General features: G+C 69.3%; 20 protein-coding genes. 5 read left to right on the top strand and 15 right to left on the bottom strand.

The features are described 5' to 3' along the window. Both ACR3IO_RS16825 and ACR3IO_RS16830 read left to right on the top strand, forming a co-directional pair. Positions 1-623, top strand: a 623-nt coding sequence (locus ACR3IO_RS16825) for a DUF3105 domain-containing protein (protein WP_434072384.1), incomplete at its 5' end; no start/stop codon positions are given. Beyond that, on the top strand, positions 620-1,276 hold the full coding sequence (locus ACR3IO_RS16830; protein ID WP_434072385.1) for a DUF305 domain-containing protein: 657 nt from the start codon (positions 620-622) through the stop codon (positions 1,274-1,276). The genes ACR3IO_RS16825 and ACR3IO_RS16830, both read left to right, overlap by 4 nt. A 41-nt stretch (positions 1,277-1,317) precedes the next feature. Here ACR3IO_RS16830 and ACR3IO_RS16835 read toward each other — a convergent pair whose 3' ends face one another. From ACR3IO_RS16835 to ACR3IO_RS16875, 9 genes are all read right to left on the bottom strand, one after another. Beyond that, the gene (locus ACR3IO_RS16835; RefSeq protein WP_434072528.1) at positions 1,318-3,282 is read right to left on the bottom strand and encodes an FAD-binding monooxygenase; all 1,965 of its coding nucleotides are present in this window, start codon (positions 3,280-3,282) and stop codon (positions 1,318-1,320) included. Positions 3,283-3,486: 204 nt separating this feature from the next. Next, complete coding sequence (locus ACR3IO_RS16840) at positions 3,487-4,374, bottom strand: aldo/keto reductase (RefSeq protein WP_434072386.1); 888 nt, start codon at positions 4,372-4,374, stop codon at positions 3,487-3,489. Positions 4,375-4,427: 53 nt separating this feature from the next. Next, complete coding sequence (locus tag ACR3IO_RS16845; protein WP_434072387.1) at positions 4,428-5,168, bottom strand: cation transporter; 741 nt, start codon at positions 5,166-5,168, stop codon at positions 4,428-4,430. Then, a complete protein-coding gene (locus ACR3IO_RS16850) occupies positions 5,165-5,503 on the bottom strand; it encodes an ArsR/SmtB family transcription factor (RefSeq protein ID WP_434072388.1) in 339 nt (112 codons plus the stop codon). The genes ACR3IO_RS16845 and ACR3IO_RS16850 overlap by 4 nt, the downstream gene beginning before the upstream one ends. A gap of 193 nt (positions 5,504-5,696) precedes the next feature. Further along, on the bottom strand, positions 5,697-6,461 hold the full coding sequence (locus ACR3IO_RS16855) for an ABC transporter permease (protein WP_434072389.1): 765 nt from the start codon (positions 6,459-6,461) through the stop codon (positions 5,697-5,699). After that, the gene (locus ACR3IO_RS16860; RefSeq protein ID WP_434072390.1) at positions 6,458-7,285 is read right to left on the bottom strand and encodes an ABC transporter ATP-binding protein; all 828 of its coding nucleotides are present in this window, start codon (positions 7,283-7,285) and stop codon (positions 6,458-6,460) included. Before ACR3IO_RS16860 ends, ACR3IO_RS16855 begins: the two co-directional genes overlap by 4 nt. Continuing rightward, on the bottom strand, positions 7,282-7,650 hold the full coding sequence (locus ACR3IO_RS16865) for a DUF1048 domain-containing protein (RefSeq protein ID WP_434072391.1): 369 nt from the start codon (positions 7,648-7,650) through the stop codon (positions 7,282-7,284). The genes ACR3IO_RS16860 and ACR3IO_RS16865 overlap by 4 nt, the downstream gene beginning before the upstream one ends. Positions 7,651-7,652: 2 nt before the next feature. Next, positions 7,653-8,027 (bottom strand): PadR family transcriptional regulator, encoded by a 375-nt coding sequence (locus ACR3IO_RS16870; RefSeq protein ID WP_434072392.1) that lies wholly within the window; start codon positions 8,025-8,027, stop codon positions 7,653-7,655. Positions 8,028-8,301: 274 nt separating this feature from the next. Then, positions 8,302-8,673 (bottom strand): hypothetical protein, encoded by a 372-nt coding sequence (locus tag ACR3IO_RS16875; RefSeq protein ID WP_434072393.1) that lies wholly within the window; start codon positions 8,671-8,673, stop codon positions 8,302-8,304. A 248-nt stretch (positions 8,674-8,921) separates the two neighbouring features. Between ACR3IO_RS16875 and ACR3IO_RS16880 the strand changes: the two genes are divergently transcribed. Next, positions 8,922-9,194, top strand: coding sequence for a hypothetical protein (locus ACR3IO_RS16880; RefSeq protein ID WP_434072394.1), 273 nt, complete (start codon positions 8,922-8,924; stop codon positions 9,192-9,194). Positions 9,195-9,269: 75 nt separating this feature from the next. Here the strand turns inward: ACR3IO_RS16880 and dnaB are convergent, their stop codons facing one another. From dnaB to ACR3IO_RS16910, 6 genes are all read right to left on the bottom strand, one after another. Next, on the bottom strand, positions 9,270-10,643 hold the full coding sequence (dnaB, locus tag ACR3IO_RS16885; RefSeq protein WP_434072529.1) for a replicative DNA helicase: 1,374 nt from the start codon (positions 10,641-10,643) through the stop codon (positions 9,270-9,272). A 522-nt stretch (positions 10,644-11,165) separates the two neighbouring features. Then, complete coding sequence (rplI, locus tag ACR3IO_RS16890) at positions 11,166-11,618, bottom strand: 50S ribosomal protein L9 (protein WP_434072395.1); 453 nt, start codon at positions 11,616-11,618, stop codon at positions 11,166-11,168. Between the two features lie 11 nt (positions 11,619-11,629). Beyond that, positions 11,630-11,890, bottom strand: coding sequence for a 30S ribosomal protein S18 (rpsR, locus tag ACR3IO_RS16895; protein WP_022889097.1), 261 nt, complete (start codon positions 11,888-11,890; stop codon positions 11,630-11,632). A 76-nt stretch (positions 11,891-11,966) separates the two neighbouring features. Further along, positions 11,967-12,491, bottom strand: coding sequence for a single-stranded DNA-binding protein (locus ACR3IO_RS16900; protein ID WP_434072396.1), 525 nt, complete (start codon positions 12,489-12,491; stop codon positions 11,967-11,969). Between the two features lie 5 nt (positions 12,492-12,496). Further along, entirely contained in the window at positions 12,497-12,868 is a 372-nt protein-coding gene (gene rpsF, locus ACR3IO_RS16905; protein ID WP_055854044.1) for a 30S ribosomal protein S6, read from the bottom strand. A 202-nt stretch (positions 12,869-13,070) separates the two neighbouring features. Then, positions 13,071-14,501 carry a CCA tRNA nucleotidyltransferase gene (locus ACR3IO_RS16910; protein ID WP_434072397.1) on the bottom strand — a complete coding sequence of 477 codons (1,431 nt, stop codon included), beginning with the start codon at positions 14,499-14,501 and terminating at the stop codon, positions 13,071-13,073. 99 nt (positions 14,502-14,600) lie between these two features. On the opposite strand from ACR3IO_RS16910, the gene ACR3IO_RS16915 reads away from it, so the two are divergent. Beyond that, on the top strand, positions 14,601-17,135 hold the full coding sequence (locus tag ACR3IO_RS16915) for a DUF6049 family protein (RefSeq protein ID WP_434072398.1): 2,535 nt from the start codon (positions 14,601-14,603) through the stop codon (positions 17,133-17,135). Beyond that, positions 17,128-18,750 (top strand): murein biosynthesis integral membrane protein MurJ, encoded by a 1,623-nt coding sequence (murJ, locus tag ACR3IO_RS16920; RefSeq protein WP_434072399.1) that lies wholly within the window; start codon positions 17,128-17,130, stop codon positions 18,748-18,750. Before ACR3IO_RS16915 ends, murJ begins: the two co-directional genes overlap by 8 nt. The last annotated feature ends 10 nt before the right edge of the window (positions 18,751-18,760 follow it).

The following is an 18,760-nucleotide window of genomic DNA, read 5'->3' on the forward strand; positions in this document are numbered from 1 at the left end:
GGGCCGACGAACGCGCCAGGAAACTGGAGGAGCACCGGCGGCGCGAGGCCCGCACGAAGCGCAACCGCCGGATCGGGATCTGGTCCGCGGCGGTCGGCGGCGGCGTCGTCGTCGCCCTCATCGTCACGGCGATCGTCCTTACCCCGCAGCCGCGAACCTACGCGGCCGGCGGCGACGGCGTCGAGATCGAGGGCGTCGCGACGTTCGACAACGCATCCGAGCACGTCGAAGGCCCAGTGGACTACGAGCAGACGCCGCCCGTCGGCGGCCCGCACAACCCGGCATGGCTGAACTGCGGCGTCTACACCGAGCAGGTCCCGAACGAGAACGCCGTCCACTCGCTCGAGCACGGCGCGCTCTGGATCACCTACGACCCGTCGCTGTCCGAGTCCGACCTCACCGAACTGCGGGCGAAGCTCCCGTCGACCTACGTGATCCTCTCGCCGTTCGAGGGCCTGCCCGGGCAGATCGTCCTGAGCGGATGGAACACGCAGCTGTCCGTCGACGACGTCGACGATTCCCGCATCGAGTCCTTCATCGAGGAGTACTGGCAGAACGGCAACGTGCCCGAGCCGGGCGCACCCTGCACCGGCGCGCTGGACGCCCCCGGCAAGGTCTCATGACCCCTCGGAACGGCTCCGTCGGACGGATGTCGGTGCTCATCGCGGCATCCGTCGCCCTGGTGGTGGTCGCCGTCGTCGCCTTCTCGATCGGGCGGCTCAGCACGCTCGCGGAACCCACGCCGACCGATGCCAGCGCCGAGGCCGGATTCGCCCGCGACATGCAGGTGCACCACCTCCAGAGCGCCGAGCTCGCGATGATCGTGCGCGACGAGACCGACGACCCCGACATCCGGCTGCTCGCGTACGACATCGCCCAGACGCAGTCGCAGCAGGCAGGTCAGCTGTACGGATGGCTGCGGGCGTGGGCGCTGCCGCAGGCGGCATCCGAGCCGTCGATGACCTGGATGACCAAGGCGCCGGCAGGCACGGCGCAACACGACGCGCACGACGGCGGGACGCATGAGCCCGGCCGGCCCATGCCGGGCCTCGCGACCCCCGAGCAGATCGCCGAGCTGCAGGCCGCCAGCGGGGTCGACGCCGAACGGATCTTCCTCGAACTGATGATCGCGCATCACCGCGGCGCGATCGAGATGGCCGACGCGGTGCTCGAGCGATCGACGAACGCGCTCGTCACGCCCTTCGCCACGTCGGTCGTGACGAGCCAGAACGCGGAGATCGCCCTCATGGAGGACCTGCTCGCCGAGCGCGGCTGAGCGGCTCCGCTCCGAGGGTGTCGATACGCTCGCTGCGCTCCCTACTCGACCACGAGCAGCGCACCCCGGAAGAACTCGGCGAGCTCGGCCGTGGCCGACAGCGGCAGCACCTGCGCGACGTAGTGATCGGGTCGCACGACCACGACGACGCCGTCGCGCGAGAGCCCGCGGTCCTCGAAGATGTCGTGCGCCGGGTCGGTCGCGTACACCTTCTCGTAGTCGGTGAGCCCGAACGGCCCGGTCGCCGGCAGGAACACGCTCGGCACCGTACCGAGATCGACCTCGAGATGCGGCTGCTGGTAGACGACCTTCACGTCGAAGACGTCGTCGAAGCTGCCGCCCGACGGAACGTGCGCCGCGAGGGGTGAATCGGATGCCTCGGCGAGCCACGTCGCCCAAGACGCGAGTGCCGAGCCCGAGGCATCCGTCGTCGCGGGAGCCGCGTCAGCGAAGGCGTAGATGCGCCACCGCCCGTCGGCGCGGTGGTGGTGGCCCAGGTGCACGGGGTTGCCGTCGCAGACCCGCTCGACGGGCGCCGACTTGAAGCGCTTGCCGACCGGGAACCCGGTCGCGAGCTCCTGGTGCTGCTGCGACCCGATGATCATCGAGGGTTCGTACTGCGTCATGAAGCCGGCCGGGAACTCGAACGTCCGCACGTAGAACTCCTCGAGCTCCGCCGGGTCGCCGAGGTCCTCGGGCTTGGTCGCCATCAACTTGGACCACTCGCGGTCGAAGGCGATGAGTTCCGCCGCGACGACGTGGCGCTCGGCGTGATACGTCTCGAGGAGCCCCGCATCGGCGCGGCCGTCGAGCACGTGCCCGAGCTTCCAGCCGATGTTCCAGCCGTCCTGCATGGAGACGTTCATGCCCTGGCCGGCCTTGGCGCTGTGCGTGTGGCAGGCGTCGCCCGTGATGAACACGCGCGGCGTTCGGCTGCCCTGCGCCTCGAGCGGCACGTCGTCGAACCGGTCGGTCACTCGGTGGCCGACCTCGTACACCGAGTGCCACGGCACGTTGCGCACGTCGAGCGTGTAGGGGTGCAGGATGTCGTTCGCCTTCGCGATGACCTGGTCGAGCGTCGTCCTGCGCACGGCGCCGTGGTCGTCTTCGGCCACCTCGCCGAGGTCGACGTACATGCGGAACAGCTGCCCGCCCTCGCGCGGGATGAGCAGGATGTTGCCGGCTTCCGACTGGATCGAGCACTTCGTGCGGATGTCGGGGAAGTCCGTCACGGCGAGCGTGTCCATGACGCCCCAGGCGTGGAAGGACTGCGCGCCGACGTGCTGCGCCCCGATCGACTCCCGCACTCGGCTGCGCGCGCCGTCGGCTCCGACGACGTACTTCGCGCGCACCGTGCGGCGCTCGCCCGTGAGCTCGCCGTCGAGCGGGGCCGCGTGCGAGGCGTCGCCCGCGCCGACGCCGACGCCGGTGGCCCGTTCGAGCGTGACGGTGACGGGGTACTCGGGCAGCCCGCCGTCGGCGTCGGGCTGCGCGACCTCGAGCCCGACGAACTCCCACCCGTAGTCGGGCACGATGCGGCCGGGGGAGTTGCGGGCGTACTCGGCGAAGTAGTCGAGGACGCGGGCCTGATTCACGATGAGGTGCGGGAACTCGCTGATTCCGGTCGGGTCGTCGGGGGTGACGGCAGCGCGGTGGATGTTCGCGCGGTTCTCGGGGTCGGGCTTCCAGAACGCCATCTCGGTGATGCGGTACGCCTCGGCGATGATCCGCTCCGCGAACCCGAACGCCTGGAAGGTCTCGACGCTACGTGCCTGGATGCCGTCGGCCTGGCCGATCTCGAGACGACCGCCGCGCCGTTCGACCAGGCGCGTCGTGACGGCCGGGAACTGCGCGAGCTGCGCCGCCGCGACCATGCCGGCCGGTCCGGACCCGACGATGAGCACGTCGACCTCGTCGGGCAGCTCCTCGGGGCGGTCGAGGCCGACGCCGGCCGCGGGTTCGACCCTCGGGTCGCCGGACACGTAACCGTAGTGGTGGAACTGCACGGGCTTCTCACTTCGTCGTGGGTGCACCGCGGCGTCGTCGAGCGCCCGGCTGCGGCATCCGCTCGTGTTCTATAAAAGAACGCGCTATTCGGATATCGCTCGGTCAGTGTACGTCGCGAGCCGGATCACGACAAGCGGCCCAATGCCGATCCGCGGCCGGGTGGTGCGGGCCCGTGCTCGCACCGCCCCGCACCGCCCCGAGGATCAGGCCTCCGGAATCGGACGACCGAACGTCTCGAGCGTCACGCTCACCGGCTCGGGCCCGCGCCGAACGCCCTGGTCGAGCGCGTCGATCCGGGCCAGCTCATCGGCCGTGAGCTCGAAGTCGAACACGTCGAAGTTCTCGGCGATGCGGTGCGCCTTCGTCGACTTCGGAATGGCCGAGCGCCCCTCCTGCAGGTGCCAGCGCAGCATCACCTGGGCCGGCGACTTGCCGTGGGCCTCGGCGATCGTCGTGATCACCGGGTCCTCGAGCGTGCTGCCGCCGACGCCGTCGCGGTAGAACGTGATGCCGCCGATCGGCGACCACGCCTGATTCAGGATGCCGCGCTCGGTGTCGAGCTCGAGGAGTTCGCGCTGCTGGAAGTACGGATGCACCTCGATCTGGTTCACCGCGGGGACGACCTCGCTGACCTTCAGGAGCTCCTCGAGGTGCTCGGGCATGAAGTTGCTGACCCCGATCGCCCGGACCCGCCCGTCGGCGTAGAGCTTCTCGAGCGCGCGGTAGGCGCCCAGCGTGCGCTCGAAAGCCGTGGGCAGCGGCTGGTGCAGGATGAACAGGTCGAGCTGGTCGACGCCGAGCTTGCCGGCCGACTTGTCGAATGCGTGGAGCGTCTCGTCGTAGCCGTAGTCGCTGATCCACGCCTTCGTCTCGAGGAAGAGCTCGTCGCGCGGGATGCCAGAGGCGGCGATCGCCGTGCCGACCTCGCGCTCGTTCCCGTAGGCGGCCGCGGTGTCGATGTGCCGGTAGCCGACCTTCAGCGCCTCGCTGACGGCGTCGACGGTCTCCTCGGGTGCGGTCTGGAAGACGCCGAAGCCCAGGGAGGGCAGCTCGACGCCGTTGTTCAGGGTGAGTGACGGGATGATGCTCATGGCTTCGACGCTACGCGCGCTCGGCGAGCGCTGGGAGGCCCCGTCCGTACCTGTCAGCGCCGGTGCGCGTCTCCGTGGTCGTGGTCGTGATCGTGGCCGTGATCGTGATCGTGGCCGTGATCATTCGCGTGCCCGTCCTCGTGCTCGCCCTCCTCGAGGAGCATGCCGACGGATGTCGCGCACGCATCGCCTCGCCAGGCCTCGGCGCCCTCCCGCACGGCGAACACCACGATCACCAACCCGGCCACGGCGTCAGCCCACCACCACCCCAGCAGGCTGTTCGCCACGAGGCCGACGAGCACCGCGGCCGAGAGGTACGTGCAGATGAGCGTCTGCTTGGAGTCGGCGACCGCCGTCGCCGATCCGAGTTCGCGGCCGGTGCGGCGCTCGAGGAGCGACAGGAACGGCATGATCACGACGCTGAGCGCCGTGATCGCGATGCCGAGTGGCGAATGCTCGACCTCGACCCGGGTGACGAGCGCGAGCACCGAGGTCGCCGTGACGTAAGCCGCGAGCGCGAAGAACGCGATCGCGATGACGCGGAGCGTGCCGCGCTCCCAGCGCTCGGGTTCCCGGCGCGTGAACTGCCACGCCACCGCGGCGGCCGAGAGCACCTCGATCGTCGAGTCCAGGCCGAATCCGATCAGTGCCGCGGAGGATGCCGCGGTGCCGGCCGTGATCGCCACGATCGCCTCGACGACGTTGTACGCGATCGTCGCGCCGACGATCCAGCGGATGCGGCGATGCAGGAGCTTCCGGCGGTCGGCCGGGATCGACGACGTGGGCCCGATCATGCGCATGTGCAGCCCTCGCCGACGCAGCAGTCGGGCTCGACGACCAGCGTCACGCGGAGCAGTTCGTCGAGGGCGGGGGCGAGGTGCGGGTCGGCGAGCCGGTACCGGGACCGCCGGCCCTCGGGCATCGCCTCGACGAGCCCGCACCCGCGCAGGCACGCGAGCTGGTTGGACATCACCTGTCGCGAGACGCCGAGCGCCTCGGCGAGATCGGAGGGGTACGCGGGCGCGTCGCGGAGCGCGAGGAGCACTCCGACGCGGGTCGGATCGGCGAGGGCGTGCCCGAGGCGGGCCAGTGCGGCCGTGTGCGTGGCGGAGGCGATCGTCGACGACATGCGCGCAATAGTACAGCGAATCATGTATCAACAGAACCCAGGGACCGCGTCCGGCCGACGCCGGCCGCGGGTCCGACCTGAACTCCTGGCTGCCAGACCCCGCAGGCCGCCGCAGGAACGGATGCACGACGAAGCCGCCCGCGTCCCCGAGGGGAAGCGGGCGGCATCCGTCGTCCTGCTGCGTGCCGGCGGCTCAGCTGAACTTGCGACGGTAGATGGAGACCGACCAGATGTAGGCGACCACGAGGATGCCCACGAGCCAGGCGAGGGCGACCCAGATGTCGCTGCCGACCGGCTGGCCCTCGAACAGTGCCCGCGTGGTGTCCACGATCGAGGTGACCGGCTGGTTCTCGGCGAACCAGGCCACCGGGGCCGGCATCGACTCGGTCGGCACGAACGCCGAGCTGATGAACGGCAGGAAGATCAGCGGGTAGCTGAACGCGCTCGCGCCGTCGACGGTCTTCGCCGAGAGCCCCGCGACCACGGCGAGCCACGTCAGGGCGAGGGTGAACATCACCATGATGCCGGCGACCGCGAGCCAGACGCCCACGGATGCCCCGGTGCGGAACCCCATGAGCAGCGCGACGCCGATCACGATCGCGATCGAGATGACGTTCGAGACCACGGACGTGAGCACGTGCGCCCAGAGCACGCTCGACCTTGCGATCGGCATGGACTGGAACCGCTCGAAGATGCCGCCCTGCAGGTCGAGGAACAGTCGGTACGCGGTGTACGCGACGCCCGACGCGATGGTGATGAGCAGGATGCCGGGGAGCATGTAGTTGATGTACGACTCATCGGATCCAGTGTTGATCGCTCCGCCCAGCACGTACACGAACAGCAGCATCAGCGCGATCGGGGTGACCGCCGTCGTGATGATCGTGTCGGGACTGCGGAGGATGTGGGTCAGCGACCGGCCCGTGAGGACCCGGGTGTCGCCGAGGACGTGGGTGGTCATCGGAGTTCCTTTCCTGCCGAGGCCGAATCGCTCGCGCGGCTCGCATCGGCATCGTCCGTTTCGGTCTCGCCGGTCTCTCCGACGAGGGTGAGGAAGACCTCCTCGAGCGTCGGCTGCTTCTCCACGTACTCGACCTTGGCGGCCGGGAGCAGCTGCTTGAGCTCGGCGAGGGTGCCGTTCTGGATGATGGTGCCCTTGTGCAGGATCGCGATGCGGTCGGCGAGTTGCTCGGCCTCATCGAGGTACTGCGTCGTCAGCAGCACGGTCGTGCCGCCGTCGGCGAGCTTCTTGACGGTCTGCCAGACGTCGATGCGCGCCTGCGGGTCGAGTCCGGTCGTCGGCTCGTCGAGGAAGATGATCGGCGGATTGCCGATCAGGCTCATCGCGATGTCGAGCCGGCGGCGCATGCCGCCCGAGTACGTGCCCGCCCGGCGGCTGCCCGCCTCGGTGAGCGAGAACCGGGCCAGCAGGTCGTCGGCGATGGCGCCCGGGTTCTTCAGGTGGCGGAGCTTCGCGACCAGCACGAGGTTCTCACGGCCCGTGAGCACCTCGTCGACCGCCGCGAACTGCCCCGTGAGGCTGATCGACTCGCGGACGTCGCCCGGCGTCGCAACCACGTCGAATCCGTGCACCGTCGCGGTGCCGGCATCCGCCTTCAACAGTGTGGAGAGGATGCGGACCAGTGTGGTCTTGCCGGCGCCGTTCGAGCCGAGGAGGGCGAAGATGCTGCCCGCCTTCACCTCGAAGTCGACGCCTCGCAGCACGTGCAGGTCCTTGAACGACTTCTCGACGCCCTGCACCCGGATGGCGATCTCGGTGTTCATCGCTGTTCCCCCTTCTTCGCTTCGTCGATCGCCTTGACCAGGCGAGCGCGTTCCTTGTCGATCCACTGCGTGCCGCCGTAGGCCGAGGCGTACGCCTCGGCGAACTCGACGGGGTCGTCGCCGACGATGTCGCTGACGGGCGTGCCGTCGATGGCCGCGCGCTCCCACAGGTCGGCCTGGTCGACGAACATCTGCACGATCGTGTCGCCGTCGACGACGCCGCCGTAGTACATGAAGTACCGGTTGAGCGCGTTCGCGGCGGTCCGATAGGGCTCGGGCAGCGCATCGAGGCGCGCCTTGGCCTGCTTGTACTGCTTCTTCTGCTCGAGCGACCCGGTGAGGGTCTCGATCCACTTCGCAGCCATGGTTACTCTCCTTCGTCCTGATGCTTCTCGAACGGGTGGTTCTGTTCGTTCTCGATCTGGTGGTGGAGCTGGTCGATGCGCTCTGCGAGGAAGCTCCACGTCCTCCAGAATTCGTCGAGGTACTCGCCGCCCGAGGCGTTGAGCGAGTAGACCTTGCGTGGCGGCCCCTTCTCGGACGGCACCTTCTCGACGTCGACGAGGCCGCGCTGCTCGATGCGGACCAGGAGCGCGTACACGGTGCCCTCGACGATGTCGGTGAAGCCCTGATCGCGCAGCCGGGCCGTGATCTCGTACCCGTATGCCGGCCGAACGGCCAGGATCGCGAGGACGATTCCCTCGAGCGTGCCCTTCAGCATCTCGGTCGATTGCTTGCCCATGGAACCCCTCCCTTCAACTACTCGGTGTTGCTGACTACCGGTACATAGTAAGCATGAGTACCGGTAGATAGCAACACTGAATACCGAAGAAATGGAGAAATCTTCAGAATTCCTCAGGGGGCGGATGCCGCGCCGCGGCGGCGCGCGGCTGGCGTCCGCGCACGCAGCATCCACGCACGCAGCATCCGGGCGCGCAGCATCGTCGCGCCCAGCATCCGGGCGCGCAACATCATCCGAGGCGGGTGGTCACACCGCCTCGGATGTCACACCGCGGTCAGCGGGAGTTGGTGAACCGGGTCGCGCCGATGATCACGGCCAGCGCCGCGCCGAGCGCGGACACCAGTGGCACCGCGACGACGGCGAGTGCGACGGTGTTGGGCCGGAACTTCAACCCGTCGGGGCCGCCGATGTACGCCCCGATCGGCACCGCGTATCCGCCGCCGCCACCACCGCTTCCCTCACCCCGGCCCTCCGGGGTCTTCTCCGTCGGCGCCACGTCGCCGGAGCCTTCGCCGCCGCCGAAGCCGAAGGCCACGAGCGCCACGGGCACGAATTCCCGCCCGTCCACCGTGGTCTTCTCGCCGTATGCCACCTTCGCGCCCCACGCGGGCACCGATTCCGCCAGGTTCTCGATGAGCTTCGCCATGGCTCGACCGTACGCGCGATGTCCGCGCACGGCTAGACCCGAAGTCGATCGTGCAGGGGCAGTCCGCCCGCACGAGCCGACGTCGTCTTCACCCTGATGGGCGGGTCGTCGATCCTGGAGGTTCCGAGCGGCGATGTCGCCCTGACTCGAATGCCGGCGATCTCCGACGCCCACATCTTCATGGTCGCGATGATGATCAGTGTGACACTGTTGGTACTGGTGGGAGTGGAATACCGGTGGGAGTGGACATGAGCGGCAAGTGGCATCGCAAGCACCTCGGAGACGACGTACCGGAGCAGGGTCCCGGTGAAGAGACACTATTGGGCGCTGCAGGCGACGAGGTTCCCCCTGGGGGAGTCGTCGCGGGCTCCTTCAGTCAGGAGTTCCCCGGCGCCGCCCCGTACGCGGGCATTCCGGCCGACGAAGTCGGCCTCCCGCCGCTGAGCGAGGCCGAGCAAGAGGCCGTGGCGCGCCTGGCAGACCAGCTCGCAGACGACCCGGACGCTCGTCGCAACCTCTGAGATGCCGTCCGGGACGCTGCCGATCCCGGTGAAAACGGACCTCAGCGCGCGGGACCCAACGAGTCCCGTGGCGCGTTAGCCCTGCACCATGTCGGCGAAGCGCGAGAAGTGACCGTGGAACGCAACCGTGATGGTGCGGGTCGGGCCGTTTCGGTGCTTGGCGACGATGAGGTCGGCCTCGCCGGCGCGAGGGCTGTCGCGCTCGTAGGCGCTCTCGCGGTGCAGCAGGATCACCATGTCGGCATCCTGCTCGATCGAGCCCGACTCGCGGAGGTCGCTGATGGCGGGCATCTTGTCGGCGCGCTGCTCGGGCCCACGGTTCAGCTGCGAGAGCGCGATGACCGGAACCTGCAGCTCCTTGGCGAGGAGCTTCAGGGCTCGCGAGAACTCCGAGACCTCCTGCTGGCGGCTCTCGACGCGCTTGCCGCTCGTCATGAGCTGCAAGTAGTCGATGACGACCATCTTGAGCCCGACCTTCTGCTTGAGCCGTCGGCACTTGGCGCGGATCTCGACCAGGGTCATGTTGGGGGAGTCGTCGATGTACAGCGGGGCGTCGTTGATGCGACCGCGCGTGGAGGCGATGGTGGTCCAGTCGCGCGAGTCGACGGTGCCCTTGCGCATGTTCTGCAGGGGCACGGATGCCTCGGCCGAGAGCAGGCGCATCGCGATCTCGCTCTTGCCCATCTCGAGGCTGAAGAAGACGGCAGGCAGGTCGTTCGTGATCGCCGCGGCGCGGGCGAAGTCGAGCGCGAGCGTCGACTTTCCCATGGCGGGACGTGCGGCGACGATGATCATCTGGCCGGGGTGGAACCCGTTGGTGAGGTCGTCGAGGTCGGCGAAGCCGGTCGGCACGCCCGTGAACTTGCCGTCGGTGTGCTTGGCCGCCTCGATCTCGTCGATCGCCACGGCGACCGCGTCGGAGAGCGGCACGTAGTCCTCGGTCTCGACCGAGCCGGTGACGGAGTAGATCTCGGCCTGGGCGTTGTTGACGAGGTCGACGACCTCGCCTTCTCCGGCGTAGCCCATCTGCACGATGCGCGTGCCCGCCTCGACGAGGCGCCGGAGCAGCGCTCGCTCGGCGACGATCGAGGCGTAGAAGCCGGCGTTGGCCGCGGTGGGCACGATGCTCGTGAGCGTGTGCAGGTACTCGATGCCGCCGGCACGCTGCAGGTCGCCGATCTTGGTGAGCTCATCGGTGACGGCGATGACGTCGGTCGGCTCGCCGTGCGAGTAGAGCGTGAGGATCGCGTTGAAGACGACCTCGTGCTTGGGCACGTAGAAGTCGACGCCGCGAACGGTCTCGATGACGTCGGCGACGGCGTCTTTCGAGAGCATCATGCCGCCGAGCGCGCTCTGCTCTGCCAGCAGGTCGTGCGGAGGTACTCGTTCGCCGCGGCGGGCGTCACCGTCGTCTGAAGGTTCGGCGAGCCCGATGTGCGCGATCGACAACTCCATGACCTCCGGTTCCAGCCGCGAGGGCTGCGTGATGCGCGCCCACGACCGAGTCTGCTGGGAACCACCGACATGGGGTTTCCCGGCATTGAGAATCAAGGGAATCGAAGGACGCTGCTTCACGATATGGAAGCCATCTCCACAGCACAACCCAGCCTGTGGATAACTCTGGGGACAATCTGGGCGAAACGCCGCAGAACATGTGCAATCAGCCTGTGGATATCTGTGGAAATAGTGTGAATTACACGGGTTGAATTTCAGGTTGATCGGGCATTTAGAGTTTCCACACCTGTGTGGAAAAACTTCTTGAGAAGTCCACGGTGTGCGATACCCCACCTGTGTACAACGATCACAGGAAACCCTGAAGAATCCTTGCGTTCAGAGGCCCCGAACGCGAGGAAACTGCGATGGAATGCACCCGCCGCAGCCTTCGTCCACGCACGTCCGCGCCGGCCCGGGGAAACGCGAAACGGCGGCCCGGGCCGAAGCCCGAGCCGCCGTTCGTCGTGCGTGCGCGAATTACTTCGCGGCGACCACCTGAAGGGTGATCGTGGCCGAGAGCTCGTCGTGCAGACGCACGATCGCCTCGTGGTCGCCGACCAGCTTGATCGGCGAGGTGATGGTGACCTTGCGCTTGTCGACCGAGCCGAGGCCGGCGGCCTCGACCGCAGCCGCGACGTCCGAGGTCTTGACGGAGCCGAAGAGGCGACCGCCGACGCCCGCCTTCACGGCGAGCTTGACCTTGGTGGACTCGAGCGAGGCCTTGAGGGCCTGCGCGTCCTCGAGCGAGTGCAGGGCGCGAGCCGCGCGAGCGGCCTTGATCTGCTCGACCTGCTTCTCGCCACCGCGGGTCCACGGCGTCGCGAAGCCCTGGGGAACCAGGTAGTTGCGCGCGTAGCCGTTCTTGACCTCGACGACGTCGCCGGCCGTGCCGAGGCCGGTGACCTCGTGCGTGAGAATAACCTTTGCCATTGTCGTGCTCCTTAGCGGCCGGAGCCCGAGTAGGGCAGGAGTGCCATCTCGCGTGCGTTCTTCACGGCACGGGCGATGAGGCGCTGCTCCTGCACGGAGACACCGGTGATGCGGCGGGCGCGGATCTTTCCACGCTCGGAGATGAACTTGCGAAGGGTCGCAACGTCCTTGTAGTCGATGATGCCGACCTTGATCGACTTCGCCGGGGCGGCGTTCTTCGCGCCCTTCCCGCGGCTCGGCTTGCGGCGGTCGCCGCTGCTCTTTCCAGCCATTGGATTTCCTGTCTGTAGAAAACGATGTGCGAATCGGATGCCCCGGCTGGCGGCATCCGTTCACCGGCCCTGGGGCCTAGAAGGGCGTCTCGTCGCCGTAGTTCGTTCCGGGCGTGTTCCAGACGTCGCCGCCGCCGCTCTGCTGAGCTGCGGGAGCGCTGGGAGCCCACGCGTCGTCGGACTGGTTGCCGCCGCCCCCGAAGGAGTTGCCGCCACCCCCGACCGCACCGCGGTTGGACTGTGCACGCGTGATGGAAGCGGTCGCGTACCGGAGCGAGGGACCGATCTCGTCGATCTCCAACTCCATGCTGGTGCGCTTCTCGCCTTCCTTCGTCTCGTAGGAACGCTGCTTGAGACGTCCGGTAGCGATGACCCGGGAACCCTTGGTGAGCGAACCCGCGACGTGCTCGGCGAATTCACGCCAGCAGCTCGCGCGCAGGAACAGCGCTTCGCCGTCCTTCCACTCGTTCGCCTGACGATCGAACGTCCGGGGAGTGGAAGCGATGGTGAAGTTGGCAACCGCCAGTCCGCCCTGCGTGTAACGCAGTTCGGGATCTGCCGTGAGGTTGCCCACCACAGTGATGATGGTCTCGCCTGCCATGGGGACTAGGCGTCCTTCTTGGCCGAAGCGGCAGCCTTCTTGGCGGCCTTCTCTTCCTGAGCCTTCGCGTGAGCGGCGACCTGTGCGATCGCCTCTTCTGCGCGGAGCACCTTCGTGCGCATGACGGCCTCGCTGAGGTTCAGCTGGCGGTCGAGCTCGTCGGTGGTCTTGGACTCGGCGGTGAAGTCGACGACGGCGTAGATGCCCTCGTTCTTCTTGTTGATCTCGTAGGCCAGGCGACGACGTCCCCAGATGTCGACCTTGTCGACACTGCCGCCATCGTTACGGATGACGTTGAGGAACTTGTCAAGGCTGGGAGCAACGGTGCGCTCATCGATCTCGGGATCGAGGATTACCATCAGCTCGTACTGGTGCATGACTAACCCACCTCCTTCGGACTCAAACGGCTGCAGGATCTCTGCAACAGGAGGGTTGTGCATACGCCACCCGAGGAGGCCTCACAATCGAGGCGCACGGGCAACCTTGACAGTCTAGCGGATGCCGCATGCGGGCGCCATTCGAGCGCGACGTGCCCGACCGCCGGTCCGCCCGTGGCGCCGAAGGCTCGGTGCGGTGGGCTCAGGCGTCGCGCGCGGCCCACCAGGCGCGCAGGCGCTGCTCCGCGGCATCCGGCCCGATGGGGCCCTCGTCGAGCCGGACCTCGAGCATGTGGCGATAGGCCTCGCCCACGAGCGGCCCGGGCGGGATGTCGAGCAGGCGCATGATCGCCGCTCCGTCGAGCTCGGGGCGCACAGCCGCCAGCTCCTCCTCCTCGGCGAGCACGGCGATGCGCTCCTCGAGGTCGTCGTAGGCGAACCCGAGGCGGTCGGCCTTGCGGCGGTTGCGGGTCGTCACGTCGGCCCGCGTGAGGATGTGCAGCCGCTCCAGCTGGTCGCCCGCGTCGCGCACATACCGGCGCACCGCGGAGTCCGTCCACGCGGCATCCGCGTAGCCGAAGAACCGCAGGTGCAGCTCGATGAGCCGCGAGACGGCCGCGATCGTGTCGTTGTCGAAGCGGAGGGCGCGCAGGCGCTTGCGCGCGAGCTTCGAGCCCACCACGTCGTGGTGGTGGAACGAGACCACCCCGCCCTTCTCGAGACGCCGGGTGCCGGGCTTGCCGATGTCGTGCAGGAGCGCGGCGAGGCGCACGACGAGGTCGGGGGAGTCCAGGTTGCCGCGCGAGACCTCGTAGTCGATCGCCTGCTCGAGCACGGTCAGCGAGTGCTCGTACACGTCCTTGTGGTGGTGGTGCTCGTCGACCTCGAGGCGCAACGCCGGGACCTCGGGCAGCACGCGCTCGGCGAGGCCGGACTCCACGAGCAGGCGGATGCCGCCGGTCGGCGCCGCGGTCAGGAGGAGCTTGGACAGCTCGTCGCGCACGCGCTCGGCCGAGATGCGGTCGATCTCGGGGGCGAGCGTGGACATCGCCGCACGGGTGCCGGCCTCGACCTCGAAGCCGAGCTGGGCCGAGAAGCGGGCGGCGCGGAGCATCCGCAGGGGGTCGTCGCCGAACGAGCGCTCGGGCGCCGAGGGCGTGCGAAGGGTCTTCGCGAGCAGGTCCTCGACGCCGCCCGACGGGTCGACGAGCTCGAGCTTCGGCAGGCGCAGTGCGAGCGAGTTGACCGTGAAGTCGCGTCGACCGAGATCGTCTTCGAGGCTCGACCCGAACACGACCTCGGGCTTGCGCGAGTCGCCGTCGTACGCGTCGGCCCGGTAGGTGGTGATCTCCACCGTCTCGCCGGCGATCTTCGCGCCGATCGTGCCGAACGCCCGGCCGATGTCCCAGTGCGCCTCGGCGATGGGCTTCACCGTGTCGAGGATCTGGTCGGGCGTGGCGTTCGTCGTGAAGTCGAGGTCGTTCACCGCTCGGCCGAGGAACGCGTCGCGAACCGGCCCGCCGACGAGGGCGAGCTCGAATCCGGCCCGCTCGAACGCCGCCGCGAGCTTCGAGACGGTCGGCGATGCGGCCAGTTCGCCCAGCCGGGCGATGGCCTCCGCGACACTCTGCATGCCGTCAATGCTATTCGGGTGCACCGCAGGGCCCCCACGCGCTGCGAACCTGTGCATCGCCGCACGGGCGCCACGGGCGCACGCCGTAGAATCGCCAGCATGGTGGCCGACTCGAACGCTGCGCGTCGTCGTGCCCGCAGGCGATTCGGATCCACCGGCGCTTCGGGCGCGCACGACGCCGTCGACTCGACGGCCGCGTCCTCGCCTGCGTCGTCCTCGGATGTTCGCTCCCGCCCCTGGCTCCGCCGCGTTGCGCTCGGAGCAGGCGCCGTCGGCGTCGTGGCCGCGGTCGTGGTGCCGCTGGCCGCGCAAGCGGGGGGCCTCGACGCCGTCTCGGGCATCCGCGACGTCCTCATCGGGGCGGAGTCGATCGGCACAGACCATGAGACCTCGCCGAGCGCCTCCTCGACCGCGTCGACGTCGACCGCGCCCGACACCGGCGCCGAGGGCGTCGACATCAGCATCGCCCCGACCGTCTCGACCACGTTCACGCCAGGCGCCCCCGGGAGCGCCGTCGCCGTCTCGGTCGAGCTCGAGAACCTCAGCGGCTCCTTCGTCGAGGCGGGCACGCTCGAGCTCGTGCGCGCGGGCGCGCCGATCGACACCACCGACGACCTCGACGCCTGGCTCTCGGGCGCGGGCGCGACCTCCGGGTTCGGATCGGACACGGTCTCGCTCGGGGAGTCGCCGACGCGCTCCCTCGGCGCGGGCGGCGTCACCGAACTGGCCTTCACCATTCCGGCCGAGGCCTTCGCCGACGTGGCCGATTCGCCCGTCATCGGGCTGGGCGCGGAGTTCCGCGTCGGCGACCTCGTCATCTCGACCCAGACCTCCGCCCTCGCGAACACCGCGTCGACGGCTGTCGGCACCGCACCGGTCGCGCTCGTCGCGCCGATCACCGTCCCGTCGGCGGCATCCGGCATCATCAGCAGCGAAGAACTCGCCGAGTGGACCGCTCCGACCGGCCTGCTCACCCGCCAGCTCGACGCCCTCGCGGGCCGACAGATCGCCATCGGCATCGACCCCCGCATCATCGCGTCGATCCGGTCGCTCGGCGCATCCGCCCCGCAAGAGGCGCTCGACTGGCTCCAGCGACTCGCCGACGTGTCGAACGAGACGTTCCCGCTCGCGTACGCCGACGCCGATCTCGCCCTGCAGTCGCAGATCGGGCTGCCTGCGCCCTTGGCCCCCGAGTCCTTCGTCGACGTGCTCGACCCCGACGACTTCGTTCCGGATGCCGCGGCCGACGACTCCGCCGACGGTGACTCCGCCGACGTCGATGGTGACTCCGCCGACGTCGACGCCGATGGTTCCGCGACCTCAGCACCGAGCCCGACGCCGACGCCGACCGAGCCGGTCTCGCCGGTTCCCACCACCGACGAGCTGCTCGACTGGTCGTACACGCGGGCCGACATCGCCTGGCCCGGCGACGACACCGTCGCGCCCGGCGACATCGCGTTCTTCAACGCCGCCGGCCTCACAACGACGATCCTCGACTCGTCAAACCTCGAGCCGGTCGACACCGCTCGCGCCTCGGCCCTGGTCGACGGCGGCACCGCCATCGTCGCCGACGACGACCTGACCACGGCGGTGCGAGCCGCGGCCGCCGCGACGAGCGACCTCGAGTGGCGCGATGCCACGAGCGAGGTCCTCGCCCGCTCCACGCTCGACGGCGCCGAGGACTCGTCGATCCCGCTCCTGGCCACGTTCGACCGCGACTATGGGCAGGGCTCCGAGCGCGTCGCCGATCTGCTGGGCGAGCTCGCGAACTCGCCGTTCGTGACGCCGACCGGTCTCGCTCAGGTGATCGGTTCTCCGCCCGCGGCCCGCACGCTCATCGACGGGCAGGAGGACGATGCACGGCGCACCCTCGCCAGTCGCATGGTCTCCGCCGAGACCGACGTCGACGCGTTCGCCACCGTGCTCGACGACCCCCAGACGCTCACCGGCCCGACGCGGCGCGACCTGCTCGCGCTGTACGACGTCGGCTGGCTCGCGAGCCCCGCCGACTGGACCGGCTCGGCGACCGATTGGCTCACCGCGCAGCGCGAGCTCGTCCACTCCGTCTCCGTCGTGCCGAGCAGCACGGTCCTCGTGGTCGCGAGCGCGACCGGCATCCCCATCACCGTGCAGAACACGTCGGCGTACGCCATCACCGTCCAGGTCGACGTGGCGCCCTCGAACGGCCGCCTCGTCGTCGACGAACCCGTCCAGGTCACCGTCGAACCCGGCTCGCGCAACACCGTCAGCGTGCCCGTCGCCGCCGGCGTCGGCAACGGCGAGGTCCTCCTCATGGTCTCGCTCCAGTCGCTCACGGGCGTCTCCGTCGGGTCGACCGTGGTGATCCAGGCCGACGTGCAGGCCGACTGGGAGGGTCTCGGCGCCGCCGCCCTCGCCACCGTCCTGGTCGTGATCTTCGGCATCGGCATCTGGCGCAACATCCGCCGCCGCCGTCGCCAGCGCGCGGCCGAGGCCGCACCGAGCCCGCAGGGCGACGAGACCGAGGCAGATGCCGCGCATGAGAACGCGTCGACCGATGCTGACGCGGATGCCGCCGGCACCGAGCCCGAACGTTCCGCGCGCGCCGACGAGCCCGACACCGACACCTCGCCCTCGGAGCGCACGGATGACTGACGATCGCCTGGGGCGCGCGAGCTTCTTCCTCGCGTCCGGCACGATCGTCTCCCGCATCCTCGGCTTCGTGAAGGCGGCCCTGCTCGCCGCGGTCATCGGCGGCAGTGGCGCCGGAGCCAACGCGTTCGCGGCCGCGAACCAGCTGCCGAACACGATCTACGCGGTCGTCGCCGGCGGCGTGCTGAGCGCCGTGCTGGTGCCCCTGATCGTCCGCTCCGCCGCGCATCGCGACGGCGGGGTCGCCTACATCAACAAGGTGATGACCCTCGGGTTGGTGATCCTCGCGGGCGCCGCGATCATCGCCACGCTGCTCACGCCGCTGCTCACCGCACTGGTCGGCAGCCGCATGAGCGACGGCGTCTTCGCGCTGGCCGTCGCGTTCGGCTACTGGTGCCTGCCGCAGATCTTCTTCTACGGCATGTACTCGCTGCTCGGCGAGGTGCTGAACGCCAAGCGGGTGTTCGGGCCGTTCACGTGGGTGCCCGTCCTGAACAACGTCGTCGCCCTCGCCGGGCTCGGGGTGTTCGCCCTGGTGTTCGGCTCGGACGCCCTGGGTGCGCGCCCCGCGAGCGCGTGGGATCCGGCCATGATCGCGCTGCTCGCCGGCAGCGCGACGCTCGGTGTCGCCGTGCAGGCGCTGGTGCTGTTCTGGTTCTGGCGTCGGGCGGGCCTCCGGTTCCGCCCCGACTTCGCCTGGCGCGGCGTCGGGCTCCGGTCGACCGCCGGCGTCGCGAGCTGGACCTTCGGCATGCTGCTGCTCACGACGATCGCCGGGTTCGTCGAGACGTCCGTCGTCGGCGTCTCCGCAGCATCCCCCGACGAGGCGTCGGTGAGCATGCAGCAGAACGCCTGGCTGATCTTCATGCTGCCGCACTCGGTGATCACCGTGTCCATCGCCACCGCCTACTTCACGCGCATGAGCGAGCACGCCGCGATCGGCGATCTCCCGAAGGTGCGCGACGACCTCTCCAGCGCGGTACGCGGCGTCGGCGTCATCCTCATGATCGCGACCGCCGTGCTCATGGTGTGCGCGTTCCTCTTCGCCCGCGTGTTCACGCCGCTCGAGCCGCTCGTATGGTCCACGGGGCTCATGGTCATCGCCTACCTCGTCGGCCTGATCCCGTTCAGCGTGCTCTTCATCGTGCAGCGCACGTTCTACTCGCTGCACGACACGAAGACCCCGTTCTTCGTCACGCTCGTCCAGGTCGTGCTCACCATCGCCGGAACCCTGGCCTGCATCGCCCTGCCGAGCGCCTGGGTGGCCTTCGGCATCGCGGTCGTCATCACCGTCGCGGGCACCGTCCAGGCGATCGTCGCGGTCGGGCTGCTGCGCCGGCGCATCGGCCCGCTCGACGGCCGCCGCGTCCTCGTCGCGTTCGGCCGGTCGGCCCTTGCGCTCGTCCTGCCGGTGATCGTCGGCGTCGGCGTGCTGTGGGCGCTCGGCGGAACCTCGTTCGACGGGTTCGCGCTGTCGAGCGTGTTCGGCGCGATCGTCTCGATGGCGATCATCGGCGCCGCGATGAGCGCGGTGTACTTCGGCGTGCTCTGGCTCCTCCGCTCGCCCGAACTGCGCGGCTTCGCCGACCCGCTCGTGGCGCGCCTCCGCCGACGCTGAGCCCGGGCGC

Source organism: Agromyces sp. Marseille-Q5079, from assembly GCF_051016555.1.
Lineage (GTDB): Bacteria > Actinomycetota > Actinomycetes > Actinomycetales > Microbacteriaceae > Agromyces.